Source organism: Marivibrio halodurans (assembly GCF_017963645.1).
GTDB lineage: Bacteria > Pseudomonadota > Alphaproteobacteria > UBA8366 > Aestuariispiraceae > Marivibrio > Marivibrio halodurans.
In genome coordinates this window covers 214,567-234,679 of the sequence record NZ_JAGMWN010000003.1, presented here as the reverse complement: position 1 = coordinate 234,679, position 20,113 = coordinate 214,567, and the positions used below count along the sequence as shown (strand labels likewise).

18 protein-coding genes are annotated in these 20,113 nt (G+C 66.4%); 10 read left to right on the top strand and 8 right to left on the bottom strand.

Features of this window, described 5'->3' with window-relative positions:
* The first annotated feature begins 123 nt into the window (after window positions 1-123).
* The 8 genes from KAJ83_RS07890 (at window position 124) to KAJ83_RS07855 (ending at window position 6,615) form a co-directional block, all read left to right on the top strand.
* Window positions 124-375, top strand: coding sequence for a twin-arginine translocase TatA/TatE family subunit (locus KAJ83_RS07890; RefSeq protein ID WP_210681503.1), 252 nt, complete (start codon window positions 124-126; stop codon window positions 373-375).
* Between the two features lie 231 nt (window positions 376-606).
* Complete coding sequence (gene tatB, locus KAJ83_RS07885; protein ID WP_210681502.1) at window positions 607-1,263, top strand: Sec-independent protein translocase protein TatB; 657 nt, start codon at window positions 607-609, stop codon at window positions 1,261-1,263.
* Complete coding sequence (tatC, locus tag KAJ83_RS07880) at window positions 1,263-2,141, top strand: twin-arginine translocase subunit TatC (protein WP_210681501.1); 879 nt, start codon at window positions 1,263-1,265, stop codon at window positions 2,139-2,141. The genes tatB and tatC overlap by 1 nt, the downstream gene beginning before the upstream one ends.
* A 55-nt stretch (window positions 2,142-2,196) precedes the next feature.
* Complete coding sequence (gene serS / locus KAJ83_RS07875; protein WP_210681500.1) at window positions 2,197-3,474, top strand: serine--tRNA ligase; 1,278 nt, start codon at window positions 2,197-2,199, stop codon at window positions 3,472-3,474.
* A complete protein-coding gene (surE, locus tag KAJ83_RS07870; protein ID WP_210681499.1) occupies window positions 3,471-4,280 on the top strand; it encodes a 5'/3'-nucleotidase SurE in 810 nt (269 codons plus the stop codon). The genes serS and surE overlap by 4 nt, the downstream gene beginning before the upstream one ends.
* A 48-nt stretch (window positions 4,281-4,328) precedes the next feature.
* Complete coding sequence (locus KAJ83_RS07865) at window positions 4,329-5,009, top strand: protein-L-isoaspartate(D-aspartate) O-methyltransferase (protein ID WP_210681753.1); 681 nt, start codon at window positions 4,329-4,331, stop codon at window positions 5,007-5,009.
* Window positions 5,010-5,015: 6 nt separating this feature from the next.
* A complete protein-coding gene (locus KAJ83_RS07860) occupies window positions 5,016-6,254 on the top strand; it encodes a peptidoglycan DD-metalloendopeptidase family protein (protein WP_210681498.1) in 1,239 nt (412 codons plus the stop codon).
* A gap of 4 nt (window positions 6,255-6,258) precedes the next feature.
* Window positions 6,259-6,615, top strand: coding sequence for a GFA family protein (locus KAJ83_RS07855; protein ID WP_210681497.1), 357 nt, complete (start codon window positions 6,259-6,261; stop codon window positions 6,613-6,615).
* Between the two features lie 57 nt (window positions 6,616-6,672).
* On the opposite strand, the gene KAJ83_RS07850 is transcribed toward KAJ83_RS07855, so the two are convergent.
* The 3 genes from KAJ83_RS07850 to KAJ83_RS07840 are packed head-to-tail and all read right to left on the bottom strand — an operon-like array spanning window position 6,673 to window position 10,001.
* Window positions 6,673-7,647: a 2-hydroxyacid dehydrogenase gene (locus KAJ83_RS07850; protein ID WP_210681496.1), complete on the bottom strand. Its 975-nt coding sequence runs from the start codon at window positions 7,645-7,647 to the stop codon at window positions 6,673-6,675.
* 33 nt (window positions 7,648-7,680) lie between these two features.
* Complete coding sequence (locus KAJ83_RS07845) at window positions 7,681-9,030, bottom strand: DNA polymerase IV (protein WP_246484321.1); 1,350 nt, start codon at window positions 9,028-9,030, stop codon at window positions 7,681-7,683.
* On the bottom strand, window positions 9,027-10,001 hold the full coding sequence (locus tag KAJ83_RS07840) for an ROK family protein (RefSeq protein WP_210681495.1): 975 nt from the start codon (window positions 9,999-10,001) through the stop codon (window positions 9,027-9,029). The genes KAJ83_RS07845 and KAJ83_RS07840 overlap by 4 nt, the downstream gene beginning before the upstream one ends.
* Before the next feature lie 200 nt (window positions 10,002-10,201).
* Here KAJ83_RS07840 and KAJ83_RS07835 point away from each other — a divergent pair, with 200 nt between their 5' ends.
* The gene (locus KAJ83_RS07835) at window positions 10,202-10,567 is read left to right on the top strand and encodes a response regulator (protein ID WP_210681494.1); all 366 of its coding nucleotides are present in this window, start codon (window positions 10,202-10,204) and stop codon (window positions 10,565-10,567) included.
* Between the two features lie 137 nt (window positions 10,568-10,704).
* On the top strand, window positions 10,705-12,123 hold the full coding sequence (locus KAJ83_RS07830; RefSeq protein ID WP_210681493.1) for a PleD family two-component system response regulator: 1,419 nt from the start codon (window positions 10,705-10,707) through the stop codon (window positions 12,121-12,123).
* A gap of 115 nt (window positions 12,124-12,238) precedes the next feature.
* Here the strand turns inward: KAJ83_RS07830 and rpmG are convergent, their stop codons facing one another.
* From rpmG to topA, 5 genes are all read right to left on the bottom strand, one after another.
* Entirely contained in the window at window positions 12,239-12,406 is a 168-nt protein-coding gene (gene rpmG, locus KAJ83_RS07825) for a 50S ribosomal protein L33 (protein WP_210681492.1), read from the bottom strand.
* Window positions 12,407-12,580: 174 nt separating this feature from the next.
* On the bottom strand, window positions 12,581-13,339 hold the full coding sequence (locus KAJ83_RS07820) for an NUDIX hydrolase (RefSeq protein ID WP_210681491.1): 759 nt from the start codon (window positions 13,337-13,339) through the stop codon (window positions 12,581-12,583).
* 28 nt (window positions 13,340-13,367) lie between these two features.
* On the bottom strand, window positions 13,368-14,966 hold the full coding sequence (locus KAJ83_RS07815) for a S41 family peptidase (protein WP_210681490.1): 1,599 nt from the start codon (window positions 14,964-14,966) through the stop codon (window positions 13,368-13,370).
* Window positions 14,967-15,068: 102 nt separating this feature from the next.
* On the bottom strand, window positions 15,069-17,393 hold the full coding sequence (gene rnr, locus KAJ83_RS07810) for a ribonuclease R (protein ID WP_210681489.1): 2,325 nt from the start codon (window positions 17,391-17,393) through the stop codon (window positions 15,069-15,071).
* 9 nt (window positions 17,394-17,402) lie between these two features.
* The gene (topA, locus tag KAJ83_RS07805; protein WP_210681488.1) at window positions 17,403-20,087 is read right to left on the bottom strand and encodes a type I DNA topoisomerase; all 2,685 of its coding nucleotides are present in this window, start codon (window positions 20,085-20,087) and stop codon (window positions 17,403-17,405) included.
* Between the last annotated feature and the right edge of the window lie 26 nt (window positions 20,088-20,113).

The following is a 20,113-nucleotide window of genomic DNA, read 5'->3' as shown; positions in this document are numbered from 1 at the left end:
CGCGTTGCTTGGTCATGGGGCATCTGTCATGATCCCTCGCGAAGGCGGGCCGGGAGGTCCGTACCGTTCAGTTTAAGCGCCGCCTCCAGACAGCGTGGGCGCGAGGCACAGGGAACCTCGATAATGGGTACATTCAGCATCTGGCACTGGCTTATCGTGCTTGCCGTCGTGCTGCTGCTCTTCGGTGGGCGCGGCAAGATTTCCCAGATCATGGGCGATTTCGGCAAGGGCTTGAAATCCTTCAAGTCGAACGTGAAGGACGACGCCTCGGACGAGAATAAGGACGAGGAACAGTCGACCAAGCGGATCGCCGAGGACGAGACGTCAGGCTCGACCCAGTCCGAGACCAAGCAGGACAAGGCCGCCAACGGTTGAGCGCGCGGCTCGCGTTCCGCCGATCCCGCTCAAGGGATGGCCGGGCCGGACACGGTCCCGGCACCCCAGGCGGCGGTCGGCGTGTGAGCTAGGCGCGCCCCGCGGGTGGGCGCGATCCCCCCTGCCGGTGGCTCGGTTCCTGGGCCACCGGACGCTCCGACGGGTCGATACGACTGATGATCCGGATGGGCGGGGCGGTTCCCTTTCTTCGATGCGTTGAGGCGGCGTTCCATGCTGGACATCGGCTGGCCTGAATTGATGGTGATCGCGGCGATCACGATCGTGGTCGTGGGGCCGCGGGAGATTCCGCGTGTTCTGCGCACGGTGAACGGGTATGTGCGCAAGGCGCGCTCGCTCGCCTCCGAATTCCACAGTTCCATCGAGGACATGGCCCGCGAGGCCGATCTCGAGGATCTGAAGAAGAAGATGAAGGAGACGGGGGACGAATTCACCGGCGACTTCGAGAAGAGCGTCGACCCGACGGGCGATGTCAGCCGCTCGATGCGCGAGGTTAAGGACAGCGTGAACAAGCGCTACGGGGACGATAAGAACCGCGCCCCCGGAAATAGCGTGACCCCGCCCGCCGAAAAGACCGAGCGGAAAACCGATCAGAAGGCCGGCCAGCAGACGGCGGAGAAATCCGGCGCTGCGTCCGCTTCGTCGGATTCCACCCAGAAGGCGTCGGCCCCCAAGACCGCCACATCCAAAGCCGCCGCCCCGAAAGCTTCCGCCCCGAAAGCTTCCGCCCCGAAAGCTTCCGCCAAGAAGGCGGCCGGCAAGGGCACCGGCACGAAGAAAGCGGCGGCGAAGAAGGCGACCGCCAAGAAAACCGCCGCGAAGACCACGGCCGCCAAGAAGGCGCCCGCGAAGAAGAGTGACGCCGGCTGATGGTGAGCGACGACTACGATCCCGATATGGAAAACTCGAAGGCGCCCCTGCTTGAGCATATGGTCGAGTTGCGCCGCCGTTTGATGTGGTCGGGTATCGCGCTGATCGGTAGTTTCGTGGTCTGTTTTCCGCTGGCCGATCCGATCTTCAACTTCCTCGTGGCGCCGCTTCAGGATCTTTGGCACGACCAGACGGGGCGCCGGCTGATTTTCACGGCGCTGCACGAGAAATTCTTCACCGACATCAAGGTCGCCTTCTTCGCCGGCCTCTGCATTTCCTTCCCGATCATCTCGGCGCAGCTATGGCTGTTCATCGCGCCCGGGCTCTATCGGCACGAGAAGAAGGCCTTCTTGCCCTTCCTGGTCGCCACGCCGGTTCTGTTCCTGGTGGGGGCGAGCTTCGTCTATTATCTCGTCCTGCCCGTTGCCTGGCAGTTCTTCGCCGGATTCGAGCAGGCGGCCGGCGAGGGCGTGCTCGCCATCGAACTCGAACCGAAGGTCAATGAATATCTGTCGCTGGTCATGCGGCTGATCTTCGCTTTCGGCATCAGTTTCGAACTGCCGGTCGCATTGACGCTGATGTCGCGGGTCGGCCTCGTCTCGGCCGCGGGGCTGCGTCAGAAGCGGCGCTACGCGATCGTCATCGCCTTCATCGCGGCGGCCGTGTTGACCCCGCCCGATCCGTTGAGCCAGCTCGGCCTCGCCATTCCGATCATCCTGCTCTACGAGGTGTCGATCCTCTGCGCCGACATGATCGAGCGTGGGCGTCGCCAGCGTGACGAAGCGCTTGGTCTGGTCGATCCGGACGACGCGGATGACGAGGACGACGGCGATCCCGATGAGAAGAAGTCGGAGGGTGACGGCGGCAAGCGATCTTGATGCGCGACCGCCGCCGACCCGACCCGATTCCCTTTCCTCATCGTGAGTAAGAGCCATGCATGACCTGAAACTCATTCGTGACGATCCCGACGCCTTCGATCGCGGCATGACCGCGCGCGGGCTGGAGCCGGTGGCGCGCGAGATCCTCGATCTCGACCAGCGCCGCCGCGCGGCCCAGACCGAGATGCAGGACCTTCAGAGCCGTCGTAACGCGGCCTCCAAGGAAATCGGCCAGAAGAAGAAGGCGGGCGAGGATGCCGAGCCCCTGATGGCCGAGGTCGCGCGCATCAAGGATCGCCTTGGCGCGTTGGAGGGCGAGGAAGCCGCGACGGGGGAGGCGCTCGACTCCTATCTCGTCGGTTTGCCGAACCTGCCGATGGACGATGTGCCGGTCGGCGCGGACGAGGCTGCGAATGTCGAGATTCGCCGGGTCGGCGAGCCGCTGCGTCACGATTTCGAGGCCAAGCAGCATTTCGAGATCGGCGAGGCGCTGGGGCTGATGGATTTCGAGACGGCGGCCCGCATGTCGGGCGCGCGGTTCGTGCTGCTGAAGGGCGCGCTGGCGCGGATGGAGCGCGCGCTCGCCGCCTTCATGCTCGACACCCATACGGGCGAGAACGGCTATACCGAGACCTTGCCCCCCTTCCTGGTGCGCGACAACGCGCTGTTCGGCACGGGCCAGCTTCCGAAATTCTCGGAGGATCTGTTTCGTACCACCTCCGACCATTGGCTGATCCCGACGGCGGAGGTGCCGCTTACCAATATCGGCGCGGAAACCGTGTGGGAGGCCGACGACCTGCCCATGCGCTATACCGCCTGGACGCCCTGTTTCCGCTCGGAAGCGGGTGCGGCGGGCCGCGATACGCGCGGCATGATCCGCCAGCATCAGTTCTCCAAGGTCGAGATGGTCTCGATCGTCCACCCCGATCGCTCGGAGGAGGAGTTGGAGCGCATGACCGGCTGCGCGGAGGATCTGTTGAAGCGGCTGGGGCTGGCGTTCCGGACCGTGATGCTGTCGACCGGCGATATGGGCTTCGGCGCGCGCAAGACCTACGATATCGAGGTCTGGCTACCCGGTCAGGATCGCTATCGCGAGATTTCGAGCTGTTCCAACTGCTGGGATTTCCAGGCGCGGCGCATGAAGGCCCGTTTCAAGACCCCGGGGGAGAAGGGCACGCGCTTCGTGCATACGCTGAACGGCTCCGGCCTTGCCGTTGGGCGCACGCTGATCGCCATCCTGGAAACCTATCAGCAGGCTGACGGCACGGTCGCCGTGCCGGAGGTGCTGCGGTCCTACATGGGCGGGATCGCGCGTATCGAGCCCGCCCGGTGAGCCCGACGCGTATCGGCCCCGCGGACGATCCGGCGCCACGCGCCGTCGAATTCGGGCGCGCGCGGGTGCTGATCACCAATGACGACGGTATCGACGCGGAAGGGCTGCGCGTGCTGGAGCGTCTCGTCGCCCCGGCGGTGGGGGAGCTTTGGGTCATCGCCCCCGATGCTGGGCGCAGTGCCAATTCCATGATGATGTCGCTGCGTCGCGATGTCGCGATCGAAGGGCGGGGAGAGCGACGCTTCGCCATATCGGGCTCCCCGGCCGATTGCGTTCTGATCGCGCTTCAGCATCTGATGGTGGAGGCGCCGCCGGACCTCGTCCTCTCCGGCGTCAATCATGGCGCCAATCTGGGGGACGACCTCAATTTCTCCGGTACGGTCGGGGCGGCGGCGGCCGCGGCCGTGGACGGCGTGCCGGCGATCGCGCTTTCCGTCGGCCATGGGGCGGAGGGCCATGCGGGCGGCCATGATTTCCGTCAGGTGGAGGCGCGCGGCCTCGACCTGATCCATCGGCTGTGCGCCGCCGGTTTCGCGCCGGGCGGGCTTTTCGCCGTCAATTTTCCCGACGCGCCGGACGATCCGGACGCGCCGGCCCTGATCCGGCCCGCCGGGCGGCAGGGGCGCGGTTTCAGCCTGGAGGCATCGGGTCCGGATCGTCTGCGCGTGCGCCATCACGGGGACCGGGGCGTCGATGTCGGCGTTTGCGATTACGATGCGGTGCGCCGGGGGCGGATCGCCGTCACGCCGGTGACCGTGGACCGAACCGACCACCGGGTCTTGCGGCGGCTGGGCGAGACGGTCTAGGGAAAGGACGATCGGCTTCAAGGGAGAGCGAAGAGGGGGGGCATGATCATGGCCGCGTCGGCCGCGCAGTCGGACGGATACCGTCAACAAAAGGCGCAGTTGATCCTGGAATTGCGCCGGGGGGGCGCCGTGACGGACGACGCCGTGTTGGAGGCGATGGAGAAGACCCCGCGCGAGATTTTCGTGCCGGAGACTTTCCGCCGCCACGCCTATGAGAATCTGGCCCTGCCGATCGCGCTCGGCCAGACCATCAGCCAGCCGCAGGTCGTCGGCATGATGACCCAGGCGCTCGCTCTCGACCGGCGCTGCAAGGTGCTGGAGATCGGGACGGGCTCCGGTTATCAGGCGGTGATCCTCTCCTACCTCTGCCGCCGGGTCTATACGGTGGAGCGCTGGAAGCCGCTGATGCGGGAGGCGGAGGCGATCTTCCGCGACCTCGACCGCCCGAACATCCATACCCGCTTCGGCGATGGTGGGGAGGGGTGGCCGGAACAGGCGCCCTTCGACCGCATCATGCTGACCGCCGCCGCTGAATCCGTGCCCTCGGCGCTGTTCGATCAATTGGCCGATGGCGGCATCCTGATCGCGCCGATCGGCCGGCCTCTCGACGATGATCCGCTGGGCGCGCAGGTGCTGTGCCGCTATGTGAAGCACGCGGCCGACGATATCACGTCGGAGGATATGGGCGGGGTGCGGTTCGTGCCGCTGCGCGCGGGCACGGAAAGCTGAGGAAGGATGAGGCGCCTCGGGTTCCCCCGATCCGGCCACGCCCGTCCGCGCGGCGTGGCGCGCGGGTCGAATCTGGGGCACTCTCCGCTGATCATGTCACGATTGTCGGCCCATATGCGCGCGCTTTCGCTTCTCGCCCTCCTTATCGTGTCGGCGGTGGCCTGCGCGCGCGACGATTCCGGGCCCCGCGTGCGGATCTATCAGGAAGGACAGGCCGAAAGCGGGGCGGCGGGGACAGCGACATCGGAGGACACCGGCCGGGTCGTGCCGGGGTCGGTGCCCGTCGAGATATCCCCCGACGGGGTCCATAGCGTGACGCGCGGACAGACGCTCTATTCCATCTCGCGCGCCTACAACGCGCCGCTGCGCGCGATGATCGTCGAGAACGGCCTGGAGCCGCCCTATCGGCTGGAGGTCGGCCAGCGTCTGCGCGTGCCCCAGGCCAAGACCTATCAGGTGCGCGCGGGCGATACGGTCTATGGCGTCAGCCGCGATTTCGGCGTGTCGATGAACGAGTTGGTGCGCGTTAACGGGATCGAGCCGCCTTATACGATCAAGGTCGGCCAACGCCTCCTGATTCCCGGACAGGTCAGCCGGCAGGCGAGCGCGGCGACCTCCCCCACTACCGCTGATAGCCCAAGCCCCCGCGAGGGAACGTCCCCCGGCGGCGACCCCACGGCGGCCGAGATCGCCCGGCGCGCCGCCGAGGCGCTGGACGAGGAGAATGCCGCCCCCGCGACGCCGCCCCCCCGGGTCGCGCCGGATCGTCCCTTCCGCATGGCGGAGGACGGCCAGCCGCGTCCCCGCCTGAAGCCGGAGGCGCCGCGCCGGACGCTCGCCTCCGTCGCGCAGCCGCCGCCGCGCGCGGCCTCGACCTTCCTGCGGCCGGTGGAGGGGCGTGTCGTCTCCCGCTTCGGGCCGAAGGGCAAGGGGCTGCATAATGATGGGATGAACATCGCCGCGCCGCGTGGAACGGCCGTGCGCGCGGCGGAGAACGGCGTCGTCGCCTATGCTGGGACCGAGTTGAAGGGCTTCGGCCAGGGGGTGCTGATCAAGCATGCCGACGGCTATATGACCTTCTACGCCCACAATGACGCGGTCCTGGTCTCGCGTGGTCAGCGGGTCGCGCGGGGACAGACGATCGCGCGGCTCGGCTCGACAGGTAATGTCGATACGCCGCAACTTCATTTCCAGGTGCGTAAGGGGCGCCAGGCCCTCGACCCCGAAAAATATCTCGGAGGATAGCGTCATGGACCGGACGCGCACGGTGGCGGGATCGTGTCATTGCGGCGCGGTCCGGTACGAGGCGACGGTCGATCTCGACGCGCCGGCCTATCGCTGCAACTGCTCGCTGTGCCGGCGCAAGGGCGCCTTGATCGTGCCGGTGACGCGGGCGGGGCTGACGGTCCACCGGGGATGGGAGAACCTGACCGTCTATCAATGGCATACAAAGGTCGCGAAGCACTATTTCTGCAGGACCTGCGGTATTTATACCTTCCACCAACGGCGGATCGATCCGGACAGCTATGGCCTCAATCTCGGTTGCCTGGAGGGGGTTTCCGAGGACGATTTCACCATCGAGCTGGCGGACGGCGCGAACGAATAGGCGATGGCCATCATTGGCCCGAGGCTTCGTCCGCGCCGCCCCCTCTCGACGGTTCCGTCAGACGACCCGGCTCGGGTAATCGGCGCCGGCGGCATGGGCGGCCATGTTGTCGAGGCAACGGAATCCCATGGCGTTGCGCGTCTCCACCGTGGCCGATCCGATATGCGGCAGCAGGAAGGCGTTCGGCAGGTCGAGATAGCGCGGGTCGAGCTTCGGCTCCCCGGTGAAGACGTCCAGGCCGGCGGCCGCCAGCTTTCCGCTTTCCAGGGCGGCGATCAGCGCGTCGTCCTCCACCACCGGGCCGCGCGCGGTGTTGGCGACGACGGCGCCGTCTGGCAGGCGGGCGATGCGTTCCGCGTTCAACCAATGATGAGTCTCCGGCGTCAGCGGACAGGTCAGCGCCAGGAAATCGCAGCGCGGCAGCATCGCCATCGAGTCGGCCATGAAGGTCGCGCCTTCCGTCCGGTCGGCCGGCAGTTCGCGGCGGTTGTGATACATCACCTCCATGCCGAAGCCGCGCGCGCGGCGCGCCACGCCCTGGCCGATGCGCCCCATGCCGACGATGCCGAGGCGCTTGCCCGTCATGTCCGTGCCCAGCATGCCGCGCGGCGACCAGCGCCCCCATTCCCCCCGGCGCAGCACGGCCTCCGCGTTCTGGGCCATGCGCGCCGCGCCCAGCAGGCACAGGATCGTCGTGTCCGCCGTCGCGTCGGTCAGGACGTCGGGCGTGTTGGTGACCACGAGGCCGCGCGCCTTCGCCGCCTCCAGATCGATATGGTCGCAGCCGACGGAGAAGGTGGAGAGGATCTCGACACTCGACGGCAGGCCCGCGATCGTCTCGGCGTCGAATTTCTCGGTCGAGCAGCCGATAATGCCGCGGCAGCCTTCCGCCCGCGCGATCAAGGCTTCCCGGTCCAGCGTCGTGTCGTCGTCATTCGGCCGGGCGTCGAATTCGGCGCGGAAGCGCGTCTCGACCGCCTCGGGCATCAGGCGCGTGGCCATCACGGTGAAGCTTTTCGTGCTGTCGCTCATTCCTCGGACTCTCCCTCTAATTGACTGTGGTCGTTATCGTTTGGTCCCGCCCCATCCGCGCCCTTTGGACAAGGCGCCGTCACCAAGCTTCGCGCGCACCGTGTCGATGGCACGCTCGATCTTCGCCCGCTTGCCCGAATCCGGATCGGCGAGGTCGAAGGGGTCCGCATCGGCGCTGTCCGTCAATTCTGACGCGCCGACCCCGATCAGACGGAACCGCGTGCCCACCGCTTCCTTCTCCAGCATCGGCACGACGGTCCGGTAAAGCGTCTCGGCCAGTTGCGTCGGCGCGGGCAGGCTATGCGAACGGGTGATTGATTTGAAGTCCCGGTTCTTGAGTTTCAGGGTCACGGTGCGCCCGGCGATGTCGGCTTTCTTCAGGCGGGCGGAAACCTTCTCGCACAACGGCCAGAGGATGCGTTTCAACGCCTCCACGTCGCTGATGTCCTGGTCGAAGGTGGTCTCGTTGGAAACGCTCTTGGCGCCGCTTGAGGCGTCCACCGGCCGGTCGTCCAGACCCCGCGCGAAGGCATGCAGGCGCGCGCCCATGGCGCCATAGCGCGCCATCAGCATCTCCCGCTCGAACCGCCTCAGATCGCCGATCCGGGTGATGCCGTCGCGGGCGAGTTTCGCGCCGAGCGTCTTGCCCACCCCGAAAATGGCGGTGACGGGACGCGGCGCCAGGAATTCCTCCGCCTCCGCCGCGCCGATCACCGCGAAGCCGCGCGGCTTGTCTAGATCGGAGGCGAGCTTCGCCAGGAACTTGTTGGGGGCCAGGCCGATCGAGGCGGTGACGCCGATCTCCGTCTCGATCCGGCGCACCAACCGGGCCAGGGTCTTTGCCGGAAAGCCGCCATGGATGCGCGTCGTGCCGGCGAGGTCGAGGAACGCCTCGTCGATCGACAGGGGTTCGACCGCCGGGGTGATGTCGAGCATGAGTTGTCGGATTTCCCGCCCGACGGCGGAATATTTCGCCATGTTGGGCTTGATCACCACCGCCTCGGGGCAGGCGGCCAGCGCCTTGAACATCGGCATGGCGGAGCGGCAACCATACATCCGCGCGACATAGCAGGCGGCCGAGACCACGCCCCGCCGCCCGCCGCCGATCAGCACCGGCCGGTCGACGAGGCCGGGGTCGTCGCGTTTCTCGATCGAGGCATAGAAGGCGTCGCAATCGATATGCGCGATGGCGAGGCGGTCCAGCTCTTCGTGACCGACGATCCGGGTCGAACCGCAGTCCGGGCAGGTCCGCGCCGGCGGTGCCCGCCAATCGGCGAGGCAATCGCGACAGAGATGGGGGCGCGTCCCCTCCATCTCCGGCCGGTCGGAGGGGACGAGCGCTTCGGGGCCAGGGTCTTCGGGGCCAGGACCTTCCCGCGTCATGAGCGTTCCCGTGCCGGCCCTTCATCCGGCGTTACCCAATGCAGCCCGGCGGCGATATCGTCCGCGCGCCAGAGCCATGCGGCGCCGCGCACGCCGGCCGATCCGCCATGGATCGGCGCGCGCAAGTCGGTATCGACCCGGTCGGAGAAGACATGCCCCCCCCAACGCGCCGGTACCGCGTCATAAAGCATGGCGATGTCCGACAGGCCGCCCCCCAGGACCACGACCTCGGGATCGATCACGTTGATCACATGGGCGAGCCCGCGCGCCAGCCGGTCGGCATATCGGTCGAGGCTGGCGCGTGCCGCGGCATCCCCGGCCTCGGCCCGGGAGACGATCGTGGGCGAGTCCAGCTCCTGGCCGGTATCGTGTCGGTGATGGGCGGCAAGTCCGGGGCCGGATAGGAAGGTTTCGATACAGCCCCGCTTCCCGCAATAGCAGGGGAATTCCGGGTCCGCCACCGGATCACGCCAGGGCAGGGGGTTGTGCCCCCATTCGCCCGCGATGCCGTTCGGGCCCGTCAGGGGCTTGCCGCCGACGACCAGCCCGCCGCCGACGCCGGTGCCGAGGATCACGCCGAAGACGGGCGAGGCGCCGATCGCCGCGCCGTCCACCGCCTCAGCCAGAGCGAAGCAGTCCGCATCGTTCGCGACACGAACCGGCCGCGCCAGGGTTTCCGCCAGATCACGATCCAGCGGCTTGCCGATCAACCAGGTTGAATTGGCATTCTTCACCAATCCCGTCCGCCGCGACATCGTTCCCGGAATTCCAACACCGATCGTCGGGCGGGCGGTGCCCGTGGGCAACGCGCGTTCCAGACGATCCACGAGGTGCCGGATCGCCGCGAGGCTCGCCGCGTAGTCGCCCCGTGGCGTGGCCACGCGCTCACGCGTCACGAAGGCTCCCGAGGGGGTCAGCAACGCCGCCTCGATCTTCGTCCCTCCCAGATCGATTCCGATCCTGTAGCTCATGCCGCTCCCGATGGGACTGATTTCCCGGAATACCGCGCCGATGTTCCGCACGATGTAGGAATTTTTTAGTAACTTTGCGGATAATGTTATAAGAAGCGAGAGGGTGACTCACGCAAAAGCGGCGCTTCCAGAAGGGCGTGCGGCGGTTCCGAGTGGTCGAGCGGGGTGTCGCGTAGCGCGACGAGAGAGGATTGTTTCAAATGGCCAAGACTGTCCTGATCGTTGAAGATAATGAATTGAATATGAAGCTATTTCACGACCTTCTCGAGGCGCGGAGCTACAATATCCTGCAAACCAAGGACGGTATGGAGGCGCTGAAGATCGCGCGTTCGGAAAAGCCGGACCTCATCCTGATGGACATTCAGCTTCCCGAGGTTTCGGGGCTTGAAGTCACCAAATGGATCAAGGAAGACGACGATCTGAAATCGATACCGGTCATTGCCGTGACCGCCTTCGCCATGAAGGGGGACGAGGAGAAGATTCGCGAGGGGGGGTGCGAGGCTTATATCGCCAAGCCGATCTCGGTTTCCAGCTTCCTTGCCACGGTGGAAAAGTTCCTTAACTAACCGAGGAGACCGCGCCGGGCGCGTTGCCGGTTTCAAGATCGCATGCACCCCGGTATTCTTCCGGGGGTCTTTTCGTGATCGGGCGTGATGCATGCGCGTGCCGTCGCCAGGGGGACGTAGAGGGGTAAGGGGTACGGATGACCGCACGCGTTCTCGTCGTCGACGATCTGCGCCCGAACGTGAAGTTGCTGGAGGCGAAGCTCACCAGCGAGTATTTCGACGTCATCACCGCCAGCGACGGTGCCGAAGCGTTGGAGCGGATTCGCGATAGCCAGCCCGACATCGTGCTTCTGGACGTGATGATGCCGGGCATGGATGGGTTCGAGGTCTGCCGGCGGATCAAATCCGATTCCTCCATGATGCATATTCCGGTCGTGATGATCACCGCCCTGTCGGATGCCGCGGATCGGGTTCGGGGGCTGGAGGCCGGGGCGGATGATTTCCTGACGAAGCCGGTGAACGACGTCGCGATGTTCGCGCGGGTCCGTTCGCTCGTTCGGCTGAAGATGCTGACCGACGAATGGCGCCTGCGCGAGGAAACATCGGGCCAGTTCGGCGTCCTGCGCGATGAGCAGCCGCTCTACGAGGTGAATGCGCGCCGCGCCGACGTGCTTGTGCTCGACGATAACGAGATCGATAGCGCGAAGGTCGCGGCGACGCTCGAACAGGACGAGGACGCGGTGACGGAGGTTTCGAGTGTCGAGGACGCGACCGCGCATCTGCGCGCGGCGCGTTTCGATCTGGTCATCGTCAACCTGCGTCTCGACCGGCAGGATGCCCTGCGGTTCTGCGGCCAGATGCGGGCCAATGACGCCACTCGCTACACGCCGATCCTCGTTGTCGCGGAGGAGGACGATACCGAGCGCCTGGCCAAGGGGCTCGACCTCGGCATCAATGATTATCTGATCAAACCGATAGACCGGCAGGAATTGCTGGCCCGGACGCGCACCCAGATCCGTCGGCAGCGGTACCAGGAACGGCTGCGCGACAATTACGAACGCAGCCTGGCGATGGCTCTGACGGATAGCCTGACAGGGCTTTATAACCGCCGCTATCTGACCGCGCACATGAATTCCCTGATCGGCCGAATGCGCGATAGCGGCAAGCCGCTCGCCGTCCTGATGTTCGATATCGACTACTTCAAGCAGATCAACGACACCCATGGTCACGGAGTCGGTGACGATGTGTTGGTCGAGCTTAGCCGGCGCGTCGTGCACAATGTCCGCTCCGTCGACACGGTGGCGCGGTTCGGTGGGGAGGAGTTCCTGGTGCTGATGCCGGATACGGAGGAGGCATTGGCCAGTACGGTGGCCGAACGCCTGCGTGTCAGCGTGGCGCGCGAACCGTTTCAAGGCCGTGACGCCGATGCACAGGCGTTGGAGATTACCATTTCCGTCGGCGTCGCGATGTTCGATGGCGCGACGGATTCGGTCGAGAGCATCATCAAGAAGGCCGACGACGCCCTCTACGAGGCCAAGCGCTCCGGCCGCAACAAGGCCGTCGGCTGGCAGCCCGAAGGCTTTACCACGCTTGGCGCCGGGGACGCCCGGACCTGACCTGTCCTGTCCCGACCGGGCGACCCCGCCCGCGATGTGGTGTGTGATGTATCCGGCAATAAAAAAGCCGCCCAATCGGGCGGCTTTCCTTTGAAGTACGACGATTTGGGCCGCCTTACTTCATCTTCGATTCCTTGAAGGTGACGTGCTTGCGCACCTTCGGATCGTACTTGCGCAGTTCCAGCTTCTCGGTCTGCGTGCGCGGGTTCTTCTTGGCCACGTAGAAAAAGCCGGTGCCGGCCGTGCTCACCAGCTTGACCTGCAGGGTAGCGGGCTTCGCCATGATATCAGTCCTCGATCTCGATAGCGGCGGCACGGACGATCCGGCCCCGAAACACGGAGAAGGGCGCCCAGCAGTCGGGCGCCCCGCTCGATCCGCCCCGGAAAATACAGCCGGCGGCGGTCGTGTCAATAGGCTGCGCTTGTTAGACTAGGTTCCGGTCATCGAGACTTGATATTATTCGGCCGTGATGACGAGTTCGCCATCCACATAGGTGAAGCATCGCACCGGCCGGTCGGGATCGGCCAGCCGCGTGGGCTCGGCGGCGAGCGCCAGGGCCTCGTGCAGCACGAATTTGCTGACGCCGCGCACCGTTTCGGAGGCAAGCGCCGCCTCGACCGTCATCCATTCGACGGTGGGCAATTCACCGCTCGCCCGTGGGGTGCCGTGCACGGCCTCGGCGAAGGCCAGGAAGAAGCGCGTGTCGAACCGGATCGGACTGGCCGCCGGGGTGATCGCGCGCGCGATATAGTGCGCGGTGCCCGCCGGGCTGAGGCCGGCACGCTCATAGGCGATGCGCGCGGACACGCTGGCGGGGTCCTCCGATACCGGTGCCTTGAGCGGGCCTTGGCCGATCAGAACGCCCGTCTCTTCCCATGTCTCGCGCAATGCGGCCCAGAGCAGGGGGGATGCCTCCTCCGGTCGCGCGAGCGTCCGGGTCAGTTGCGGCGGCGCCGGGGCCGTACCCAACATGGCGGCCGCGTCGGCGGTATCCTGGGACTCCAGCCCGCCGCCGGGAAAGACATGGACGCCGGGCATGAACCGCGCGCCTTCCGGTCGGCGGCCCATCAGAACATGCAGTGCCGCATCGGGGGCGCCGGCATCCCCCGTGCCGTCCTGGGCCGGGTTCGCGCGCAGCAGGACGAGGCTGGCGGAGGGCCGTGGGATGACCGCCTTCTCGGCCGGGGGCGTGCCAGGAACCGGCGGCGCCTTCATGCGTTCATGTCTCCATCGCCACTTCCGCTCATCCTTGCGCATCCTGCCGGCCTAGCGCGAGGGCGCGGGCATAGAGCGTCGGAGACCCGAGCAGCAGCTTCGCCACCGCCACGTCGATATCCGCCCCTTCGTGTGGCAACCAGGGACAAAGAGCGAGAATTTCCTGGATCGCCTTCTCCCGGTCCGTCTCGCCGAGGGCCCGGCGCAGCGTTACCGCGCGGGCCCTGGATTCCGACGAGTCGGCACCCGCTCCGGCCGTGGCGAAGGCGGCGTCGAGCGCGCGCACCGCGTCGTTTTCCCCGGCGGTGCAGATGGTGGGGCCGACGCCGAGGCGTTGCAGGGGATAGCCGCTCGGCGCCACGAAATGCGCCCAGGTAAGATATAGCTCCCCTTCGTTCGGCAGTTGGACGACGGTCTGGATCGTTCCCTTGCCGAAGCTCGTCATACCGATGACGACGGCGCGGCCCTGGTCCTGCAACGCGGAAGCCAGGATCTCCGATGCGCTGGCCGAGGCGCCATTGACCAACACCACGAGAGGCAGGCCCGCGGCCAGGTCGCCCGGCTCCGCCTCGAAGCGTTGGTGGCTGTTGGGGTGACGGCCGTCGGCCCGGCTGATCAACCCGTGATCTAGGAATAGGTCCGCGCTGTCGACCGCTTGATCGAGGAGGCCGCCGGGATTGCCGCGCAGATCGAGGATGATGCCTTTCGGCGCGCCTTCCGGCCGGGCGCGGGCACGGCTCAACGCCTCGGCGAGGCGCTTGGCGGTACGTTGATTGAAGCTGGAGATTTGGATCAACTCCTGCGCCCCCAGGCGTTCCTGGGTGATCGTGTCGGGCACGATCCGCGTCCGGCCGACGGTGACGGTTACCGGCTCCGTCAGGCGTTCGCGCCGGATGGTGACCAGGACGGGGCGGTCGATCGGGCCACGTAGGCGCTCCGTGATCGCGTGGACGGCCTCGCCGCCGACGGCGATCCCGTCGATCGCGACCAGGATATCGCCGACCTGCAGACCGGCGGCGGCGGCCGGGTTTCCCGGCGTGATATCCTCGATCCGCGCGCCGTCGGGGTGTGGGGCCAGGCCGATGCCGATGCCGCCGAAGCCCTCGCGCTCGGCCCGTGCCTCGCGCGCGTCCTCCCGCCCATTATAGCGGGAGAATCGGTCGAGCGGGGAGATCATGCCGCCGACGAAGGCATCATAGAGCGTTTCCTCCTCCGCGACGGCGAAGACCGGGTCGGCCGTGCGCAGCGCCATGACCAATTCGGTCGCATCCTCGGCCCAGATGGCGGTGGGGATATCCTTCCCGGCGGGCAAGTCGGCATGCGCCAGTTCCCGCCCGTCGAGCCGCCGGATAATCGCGCGATCCCCCTCGCGGTTCACCGTGATGGATGTGCTTATGTCCTGGAGTCCCTGGAACCCGGCCATGACGAGGACATCCGGCGGCGCCGGATCGATGTGGATCAGCGCGACCTCGTCGAGGACGGTTTCCGTCATGGCTTTGAACCGCTCCGCGAATGCCGCGTCTTGGGTATCGAAGGCGCTGGCGCAGGCCCCCAGCAGGACGACGGCCAGCAACGACGCCATGGCATGCGCGATCAGGGGGCGAGATGTATCGGGGCGCGCGGACATCGACGCTGGCATCGGCTAAAGGGCCTTGATTTCGGGGCGGCGGTTTGCGTGACGCAATCGCACTCTAACGAGAGGCCCCGGCACTGGCCAGAGGCGCGCGACCTAGCGGTGTCGTCCGCCGGTCTTTCCGGTGCCCGGCTTGCGTGACTTCGGGCCGCCCTTTCGTGGGCCGGACTTGCCGCGCGGGGGACCGCCACGCCGTCCGCCGCCGGGGCCGCCGCGTCGCGGTGAATTCACGGTACGCTCGGATTTCGGCAGAACGGTGCCGCCGTCGATAATTTCCAGGATCAGCCCGCCGGAAACGGGGCTTGCCTCCACGAGGCGACAGGTCACGGGATCGCCGAGACGGAAGGAAAGCCCGTCATAGGCGCCGACGAGCCGTTGATGGACCTCGTCATGCTGATAGCGATCGCGCGGCAGCGAGCGCACGGGAACCAGCCCGTCCGCCCCCGTCTCCTCCAGCCGCACGAACAGGCCGAAACGCTGCACGCCGGTGATGCGGCCGGCGAATTCGTTCCCGATGCGCTCCGACATATAGGCGGAGAGATAACGGTCGGTCGCCTCGCGCTCCGCCACGATGGCGCGCCGTTCGGTGGAGGAGATATGCTCGCCCATCTCATCGAACCGCTCCGCCTGATCGCCGGGCAGCCCGCCTTCGCCGAGGCCGTAGGCGGAAACGAGCGAGCGATGCACCAGCAGATCGGCATAACGCCGGATCGGCGAGGTGAAGTGGCAGTAGCGTTCGAGCGCGAGGCCGAAATGCCCCTGGTTCTCGGGGCTGTAGACCGCCTGGGCCTGGGAGCGCAGGACCAGATCGGAGACGATCTGCGCGCGTTCCGTCCCGGCCGCCTTGTCGAGGATGCCGGTGAAGTGGGTCGGCTTCGGCGTCTGCCCCTTGGCGAGCTTGTAGCCGAGCGCGTCGAGCGATTCCCGCAGCAACTCCAGCTTGTCGAGCGGCGGCGGCTCATGCACCCGGTATATGGCCGGCGCCCGTTTCGCCTCCAGCGCCTGGGCGGCGGCGACATTGGCGCAGATCATGAACTCCTCGATCAGCCGGTGGCTGTCGAAGCGCTGGCGTCGCTCGATCCGCTCGACCTGTCCGTTCCCGCCGATGACGACCTGCAATTCCGGCAAATCGAGCTCCAGCGTTCCGCGTTCCATTCGGTGGCGCTTCAGCGCCGCATAGGCGGCATAGAGCGGCTCGATCACCGGTGCCAGCAACGGGGCCGTCGTCTCGTCCGGCTGGCCGTCGGCGGCGTTCTGAACCTGGGTATAGGTAAGGCGCGCGTGGCTGCGCATCAGCCCGCGCACGACCTTGTGCTTCAGCAGCCGTCCGTCCGCGTCGATGCGCATGATCATGGCAAGGCAGGCACGATCCTCGTCCGGCCGCAGGGAGCAGAGGTCGTTCGACAGCCCCTCCGGCAGCATGGGCACGACCCGGTCGGGAAAATAGACGGAATTGCCCCGCTCGCGCGCGGATTTGTCGAGCGCGCTTTCCGGCCGGACATAATGGGAGACGTCCGCGATCGCGACCGTGATCTCGAAGCCGCCCTCGTTACTGGGGTCGGGATCGGGCCTCGCATGGACGGCGTCGTCGAAGTCACGCGCATCCGCCCCGTCGATGGTGACAAGGGGGAGGTCGCGCAGATCGGTTCGCTTCCCGAGGGGCGGTACCGTCGCCGTGTTCGCTTCCTTGACCGCGGCTTCGGGAAAGTCGACGGGGATGGCCTGGGAATGGATCGCGATCAGGCTGAACGCCTTGGGGTCGCTGAAATTGCCGATCCGGTCCGTGACCCGCGCCATGCGGTCTAGGCCCCGGCCGCCCGGCAGCGTTTCCGCCAGGACGAGATCGCCCGGCCGGGCATCGCCCATGTCCGCCTTCTCGATGAACCAGGTCTTGTCGTTGCGTTTGTCGGTCGGTTGCAGGTGCGCGCCGCCCTTCGCCGATTCAAGCAGGCCCAGAATTTTCTGGGGGCCCGGCTTCAGGGTACGGATGACGGCGGCTTCATAGCGCGTCTTATCGATGCGTTTCAGCTTCGCCAGGATACGGTCGCCCTCGCGCGGGGCGGGGCCGCTGCGCGGGCCGGCGACGATCAGCACATGGGGCGGGGCGCCGGCATCCTCCGGCCAACTCGTCGGAACGGCATGTCCTTCGCCGTCGCGGTCGATCCGGTCGACCGTCAGCACCGCGACTTCCGGTAACGCGCCCGCCGGAGCCATCCGGCGACCCCGGCCACGATCGATGCGGCCCTCGGATTCGATTTCCTTCAGAAGCTCGCGCAAATCCGCGCGCCTGGCACCCTTGATATTGAAGGCCCGCGCGATCTCGCGCTTGCCGACGGGTGTCTCGCTCTCCTCGATGAAGCGGATGATCTGTTGCTTCGAGGGTAGCGGTGTTTCGTCGTCCTGGTTCGTGCCGGAAGCCAATCTGCCCGCCTAACCCGCCGTGCGGGCGGCGGTCTTTTTCGCGCCCGCCTTTTTCGCCGATGCCTTCTTGGCGGCGGATTTCTTGCCGCTTCCCTTTTTCGCCGCCGTTTTCTTGGCTGTCCCCTTCTTGGAGGACGCCTTTTTCGCCTCGCCTTTCTTTGCGGCGGATTTCTTCGCGGCCTTCGCGTCGATCAGTTCGATCGCCTGTTCCAGCGTCACGTCGTCCGGCTCCGTCCCGCGCGGGATGGAAGCGTAGATCTTGCCGTGCTTCACATAGGGGCCGAAGCGCCCGGAGCCGAGTTGGATCGGCTTGCCGTCGCGCGGGTGGTTGCCGAGCTCCTTGCCGGCGCGCGGCTTGCCTTTCTCCCCGGCCTCCGCGATCACGGCGACGGCCCGGTTGATGCCGATGGTCAGCACATCGTCATCCTCGGGCAGGGAGATGAAGCGGTCGCCATGCTTGATATAGGGGCCGTAGCGGCCGAGCCCCGCCTGAATCTTCTGCCCACTCTCCGGATGGTCGCCCAGTTCGCGGGGCAGGGAAAGCAGGCGCAGCGCGGTCTGGAGGTCGACCGAATCCGGCTCCATGCCTTTCAGGAGCGAGGAACGCTTCGGCTTCTTGCCCTTTTCCGCCTCGCCGCGCTGGACATAGAGGCCATAGGGCCCGTTCTTCAGCATGATCGCCTCGCCCGTCTCCGGGTCGAGGCCGAGTTCGCGCGGGAATTCTCCCTCCACCGGGCCGGCGCCGTTTCCGTCGTTCGCGGCCGTGCCGATGTTGCGGGTGAATTTGCAGTCCGGATAGTTGGAACAAGCAATGAAGGCGCCGAACTTCCCGAAATTGAGGCCGAGGCGGCCGTCCGTGCAGGCGGGGCACCGGCGCGCGGCCTCGGTGCTACCATTCTCGTCAGCCTCGAAGAAATGCGGGCCGAGTTCGCGGTCGATGGTTTCCCGCACATCCATGGGGGATAGGTCCATGGTCTCCGTGCAGATGGCGGAGAAGGCCTGCCAGAAATCGCGCAGTACCTGCTTCCAGTCGGTCTTGCCGTCGGATACCTCGTCGAGTTGTTCCTCCAGCGCGGCGGTGAAATCGTAGGAGAAATACCGCTCGAAGAAGCTGGTCAGGAAGGCTGTGACGAGGCGTCCGCGATCCTCCGGCGTGAAGCGCCGCTTATCCAGGCGGACATATTCCCGGTCCTGCAGCACCTTGAGGATCGAGGCATAGGTGGAGGGGCGGCCGATGCCGAGTTCCTCCATCTTCTTAACCAGGCTCGCTTCCGTATAGCGCGGTGGCGGCTGGGTGAAATGCTGGTTGGGGGTCGCTTCCAGCAATTTGGCCGCGTCGCCCTCGGAAAGCGGGGGCAGCATGCGGCCCTCGTCGCTCTCTTCGCCGGGGTCGTCCACATCCTCGCGGTAAAGGGTGAGGAACCCGTCGAAACGGATGACCGAGCCGGTCGCGCGCAGAATCGTATCGCCCGATGGGTCGGCGAGGTCGACCGCGACATTGTCGAGGACCGCGCTTTCCATCTGGCTCGCCAGCGTGCGCTTCCAGATCAACTCGTAGAGCTTCAGCATATCGCCGTCGAGATAGCGGCGCACTTGGCTCGGCCGGCGGAACAGATCGGTCGGACGCACGGCCTCGTGCGCTTCCTGCGCGTTCTTCGCCTTGGTCTTGTACTGGCGCGGACCGTTGGGAAGATAGTCGGGTCCGTAATCGTCGCTGATAAGGTTGCGCGCGGCCGTCAGCGCGTCGTTGGACAGAATCGTGCTGTCCGTTCTCATATAGGTGATGAGCCCGACGGTCTCGCCGCCGATATCCACCCCCTCATAGAGCTTCTGGGCGAGCGTCATGGTCTTGGTCGCCCCGAAATAGAGCTTCCGGCTCGCTTCCTGCTGCAGGGTGGAGGTGGTGAAGGGCGGGGCGGGGTTGCGGCGGGTCTGTTTCCGCTCGACCTTGGCGACGGAGAAGGCGGCGGCGCGCACGGCCTCCACCGCGCGGGTCGCGCTTGCCTCGTTCGGCAGGCCGAACTTGTCCAGTTTCTTGCCGTCCAGATGGGTCAGCTTGGCCGGGAATCCCTGACCCTCGCCATTTTGCATCTGGGCGTCGATCGACCAATATTCCTGGGCGCGGAAGGCCTCGATCTCCGCTTCGCGCTCGCAGACGAGGCGAAGGGCCACCGACTGCACGCGGCCCGCCGACTTCGCGCCCGGCAGCTTCCGCCAGAGCACCGGCGAAAGCGTGAAACCCACGAGATAATCAAGCGCGCGGCGCGCCAGATAGGCCTCGATCAACTCGTCATTGAGGGCGCGCGGCCTCTCCATCGCGTCGAGTACCGCGCCCTTGGTGATCTCGTTGAAGACGACGCGGCTGACCTCCACGCCCTTCAGGGCGTTGCGGCGCTCCAGTTCCTCGCGCATGTGCCAGGAAATCGCCTCGCCCTCGCGATCCGGGTCGGTGGCGAGATAGAGGCGCTTCGCCCCCTTGAGGCGCTTCGCCACGTCGTCGATGCGCTTCTTCGATACCTGATCGACGTCCCAGCGCATGGCGAAATCGTCGTCCGGCTGCACCGACCCGTCCTTCGGCGGCAGGTCGCGGACATGGCCGTAGGATGCGACCACGTCGAAGCTGTCGCCGAGATACTTGTTGATGGTTTTCGCCTTCGCGGGCGATTCGACGACGACGAGGTTCTGGGCGCTCATACGCTGATCCGATTAGCGTTCACGAA

What these genes read in the sequence shown, in the direction of transcription:
- KAJ83_RS07890 (WP_210681503.1), top strand. Translation starts at nt 124, where the DNA reads ATGGGTACATTCAGCATCTGGCACTGGCTTATCGTGCTTGCCGTCGTG.
- tatB (WP_210681502.1), top strand. Translation starts at nt 607, where the DNA reads ATGCTGGACATCGGCTGGCCTGAATTGATGGTGATCGCGGCGATCACG.
- tatC (WP_210681501.1), top strand. Translation starts at nt 1,263, where the DNA reads ATGGTGAGCGACGACTACGATCCCGATATGGAAAACTCGAAGGCGCCC.
- serS (WP_210681500.1), top strand. Translation starts at nt 2,197, where the DNA reads ATGCATGACCTGAAACTCATTCGTGACGATCCCGACGCCTTCGATCGC.
- KAJ83_RS07865 (WP_210681753.1), top strand. Translation starts at nt 4,329, where the DNA reads ATGGCCGCGTCGGCCGCGCAGTCGGACGGATACCGTCAACAAAAGGCG.
- KAJ83_RS07860 (WP_210681498.1), top strand. Translation starts at nt 5,016, where the DNA reads ATGAGGCGCCTCGGGTTCCCCCGATCCGGCCACGCCCGTCCGCGCGGC.
- KAJ83_RS07855 (WP_210681497.1), top strand. Translation starts at nt 6,259, where the DNA reads ATGGACCGGACGCGCACGGTGGCGGGATCGTGTCATTGCGGCGCGGTC.
- KAJ83_RS07850 (WP_210681496.1), bottom strand. Translation starts at nt 7,647, where the DNA reads ATGAGCGACAGCACGAAAAGCTTCACCGTGATGGCCACGCGCCTGATG.
- KAJ83_RS07845 (WP_246484321.1), bottom strand. Translation starts at nt 9,030, where the DNA reads ATGACGCGGGAAGGTCCTGGCCCCGAAGACCCTGGCCCCGAAGCGCTC.
- KAJ83_RS07840 (WP_210681495.1), bottom strand. Translation starts at nt 10,001, where the DNA reads ATGAGCTACAGGATCGGAATCGATCTGGGAGGGACGAAGATCGAGGCG.
- KAJ83_RS07835 (WP_210681494.1), top strand. Translation starts at nt 10,202, where the DNA reads ATGGCCAAGACTGTCCTGATCGTTGAAGATAATGAATTGAATATGAAG.
- KAJ83_RS07830 (WP_210681493.1), top strand. Translation starts at nt 10,705, where the DNA reads ATGACCGCACGCGTTCTCGTCGTCGACGATCTGCGCCCGAACGTGAAG.
- rpmG (WP_210681492.1), bottom strand. Translation starts at nt 12,406, where the DNA reads ATGGCGAAGCCCGCTACCCTGCAGGTCAAGCTGGTGAGCACGGCCGGC.
- KAJ83_RS07820 (WP_210681491.1), bottom strand. Translation starts at nt 13,339, where the DNA reads ATGAAGGCGCCGCCGGTTCCTGGCACGCCCCCGGCCGAGAAGGCGGTC.
- KAJ83_RS07815 (WP_210681490.1), bottom strand. Translation starts at nt 14,966, where the DNA reads ATGTCCGCGCGCCCCGATACATCTCGCCCCCTGATCGCGCATGCCATG.
- topA (WP_210681488.1), bottom strand. Translation starts at nt 20,087, where the DNA reads ATGAGCGCCCAGAACCTCGTCGTCGTCGAATCGCCCGCGAAGGCGAAA.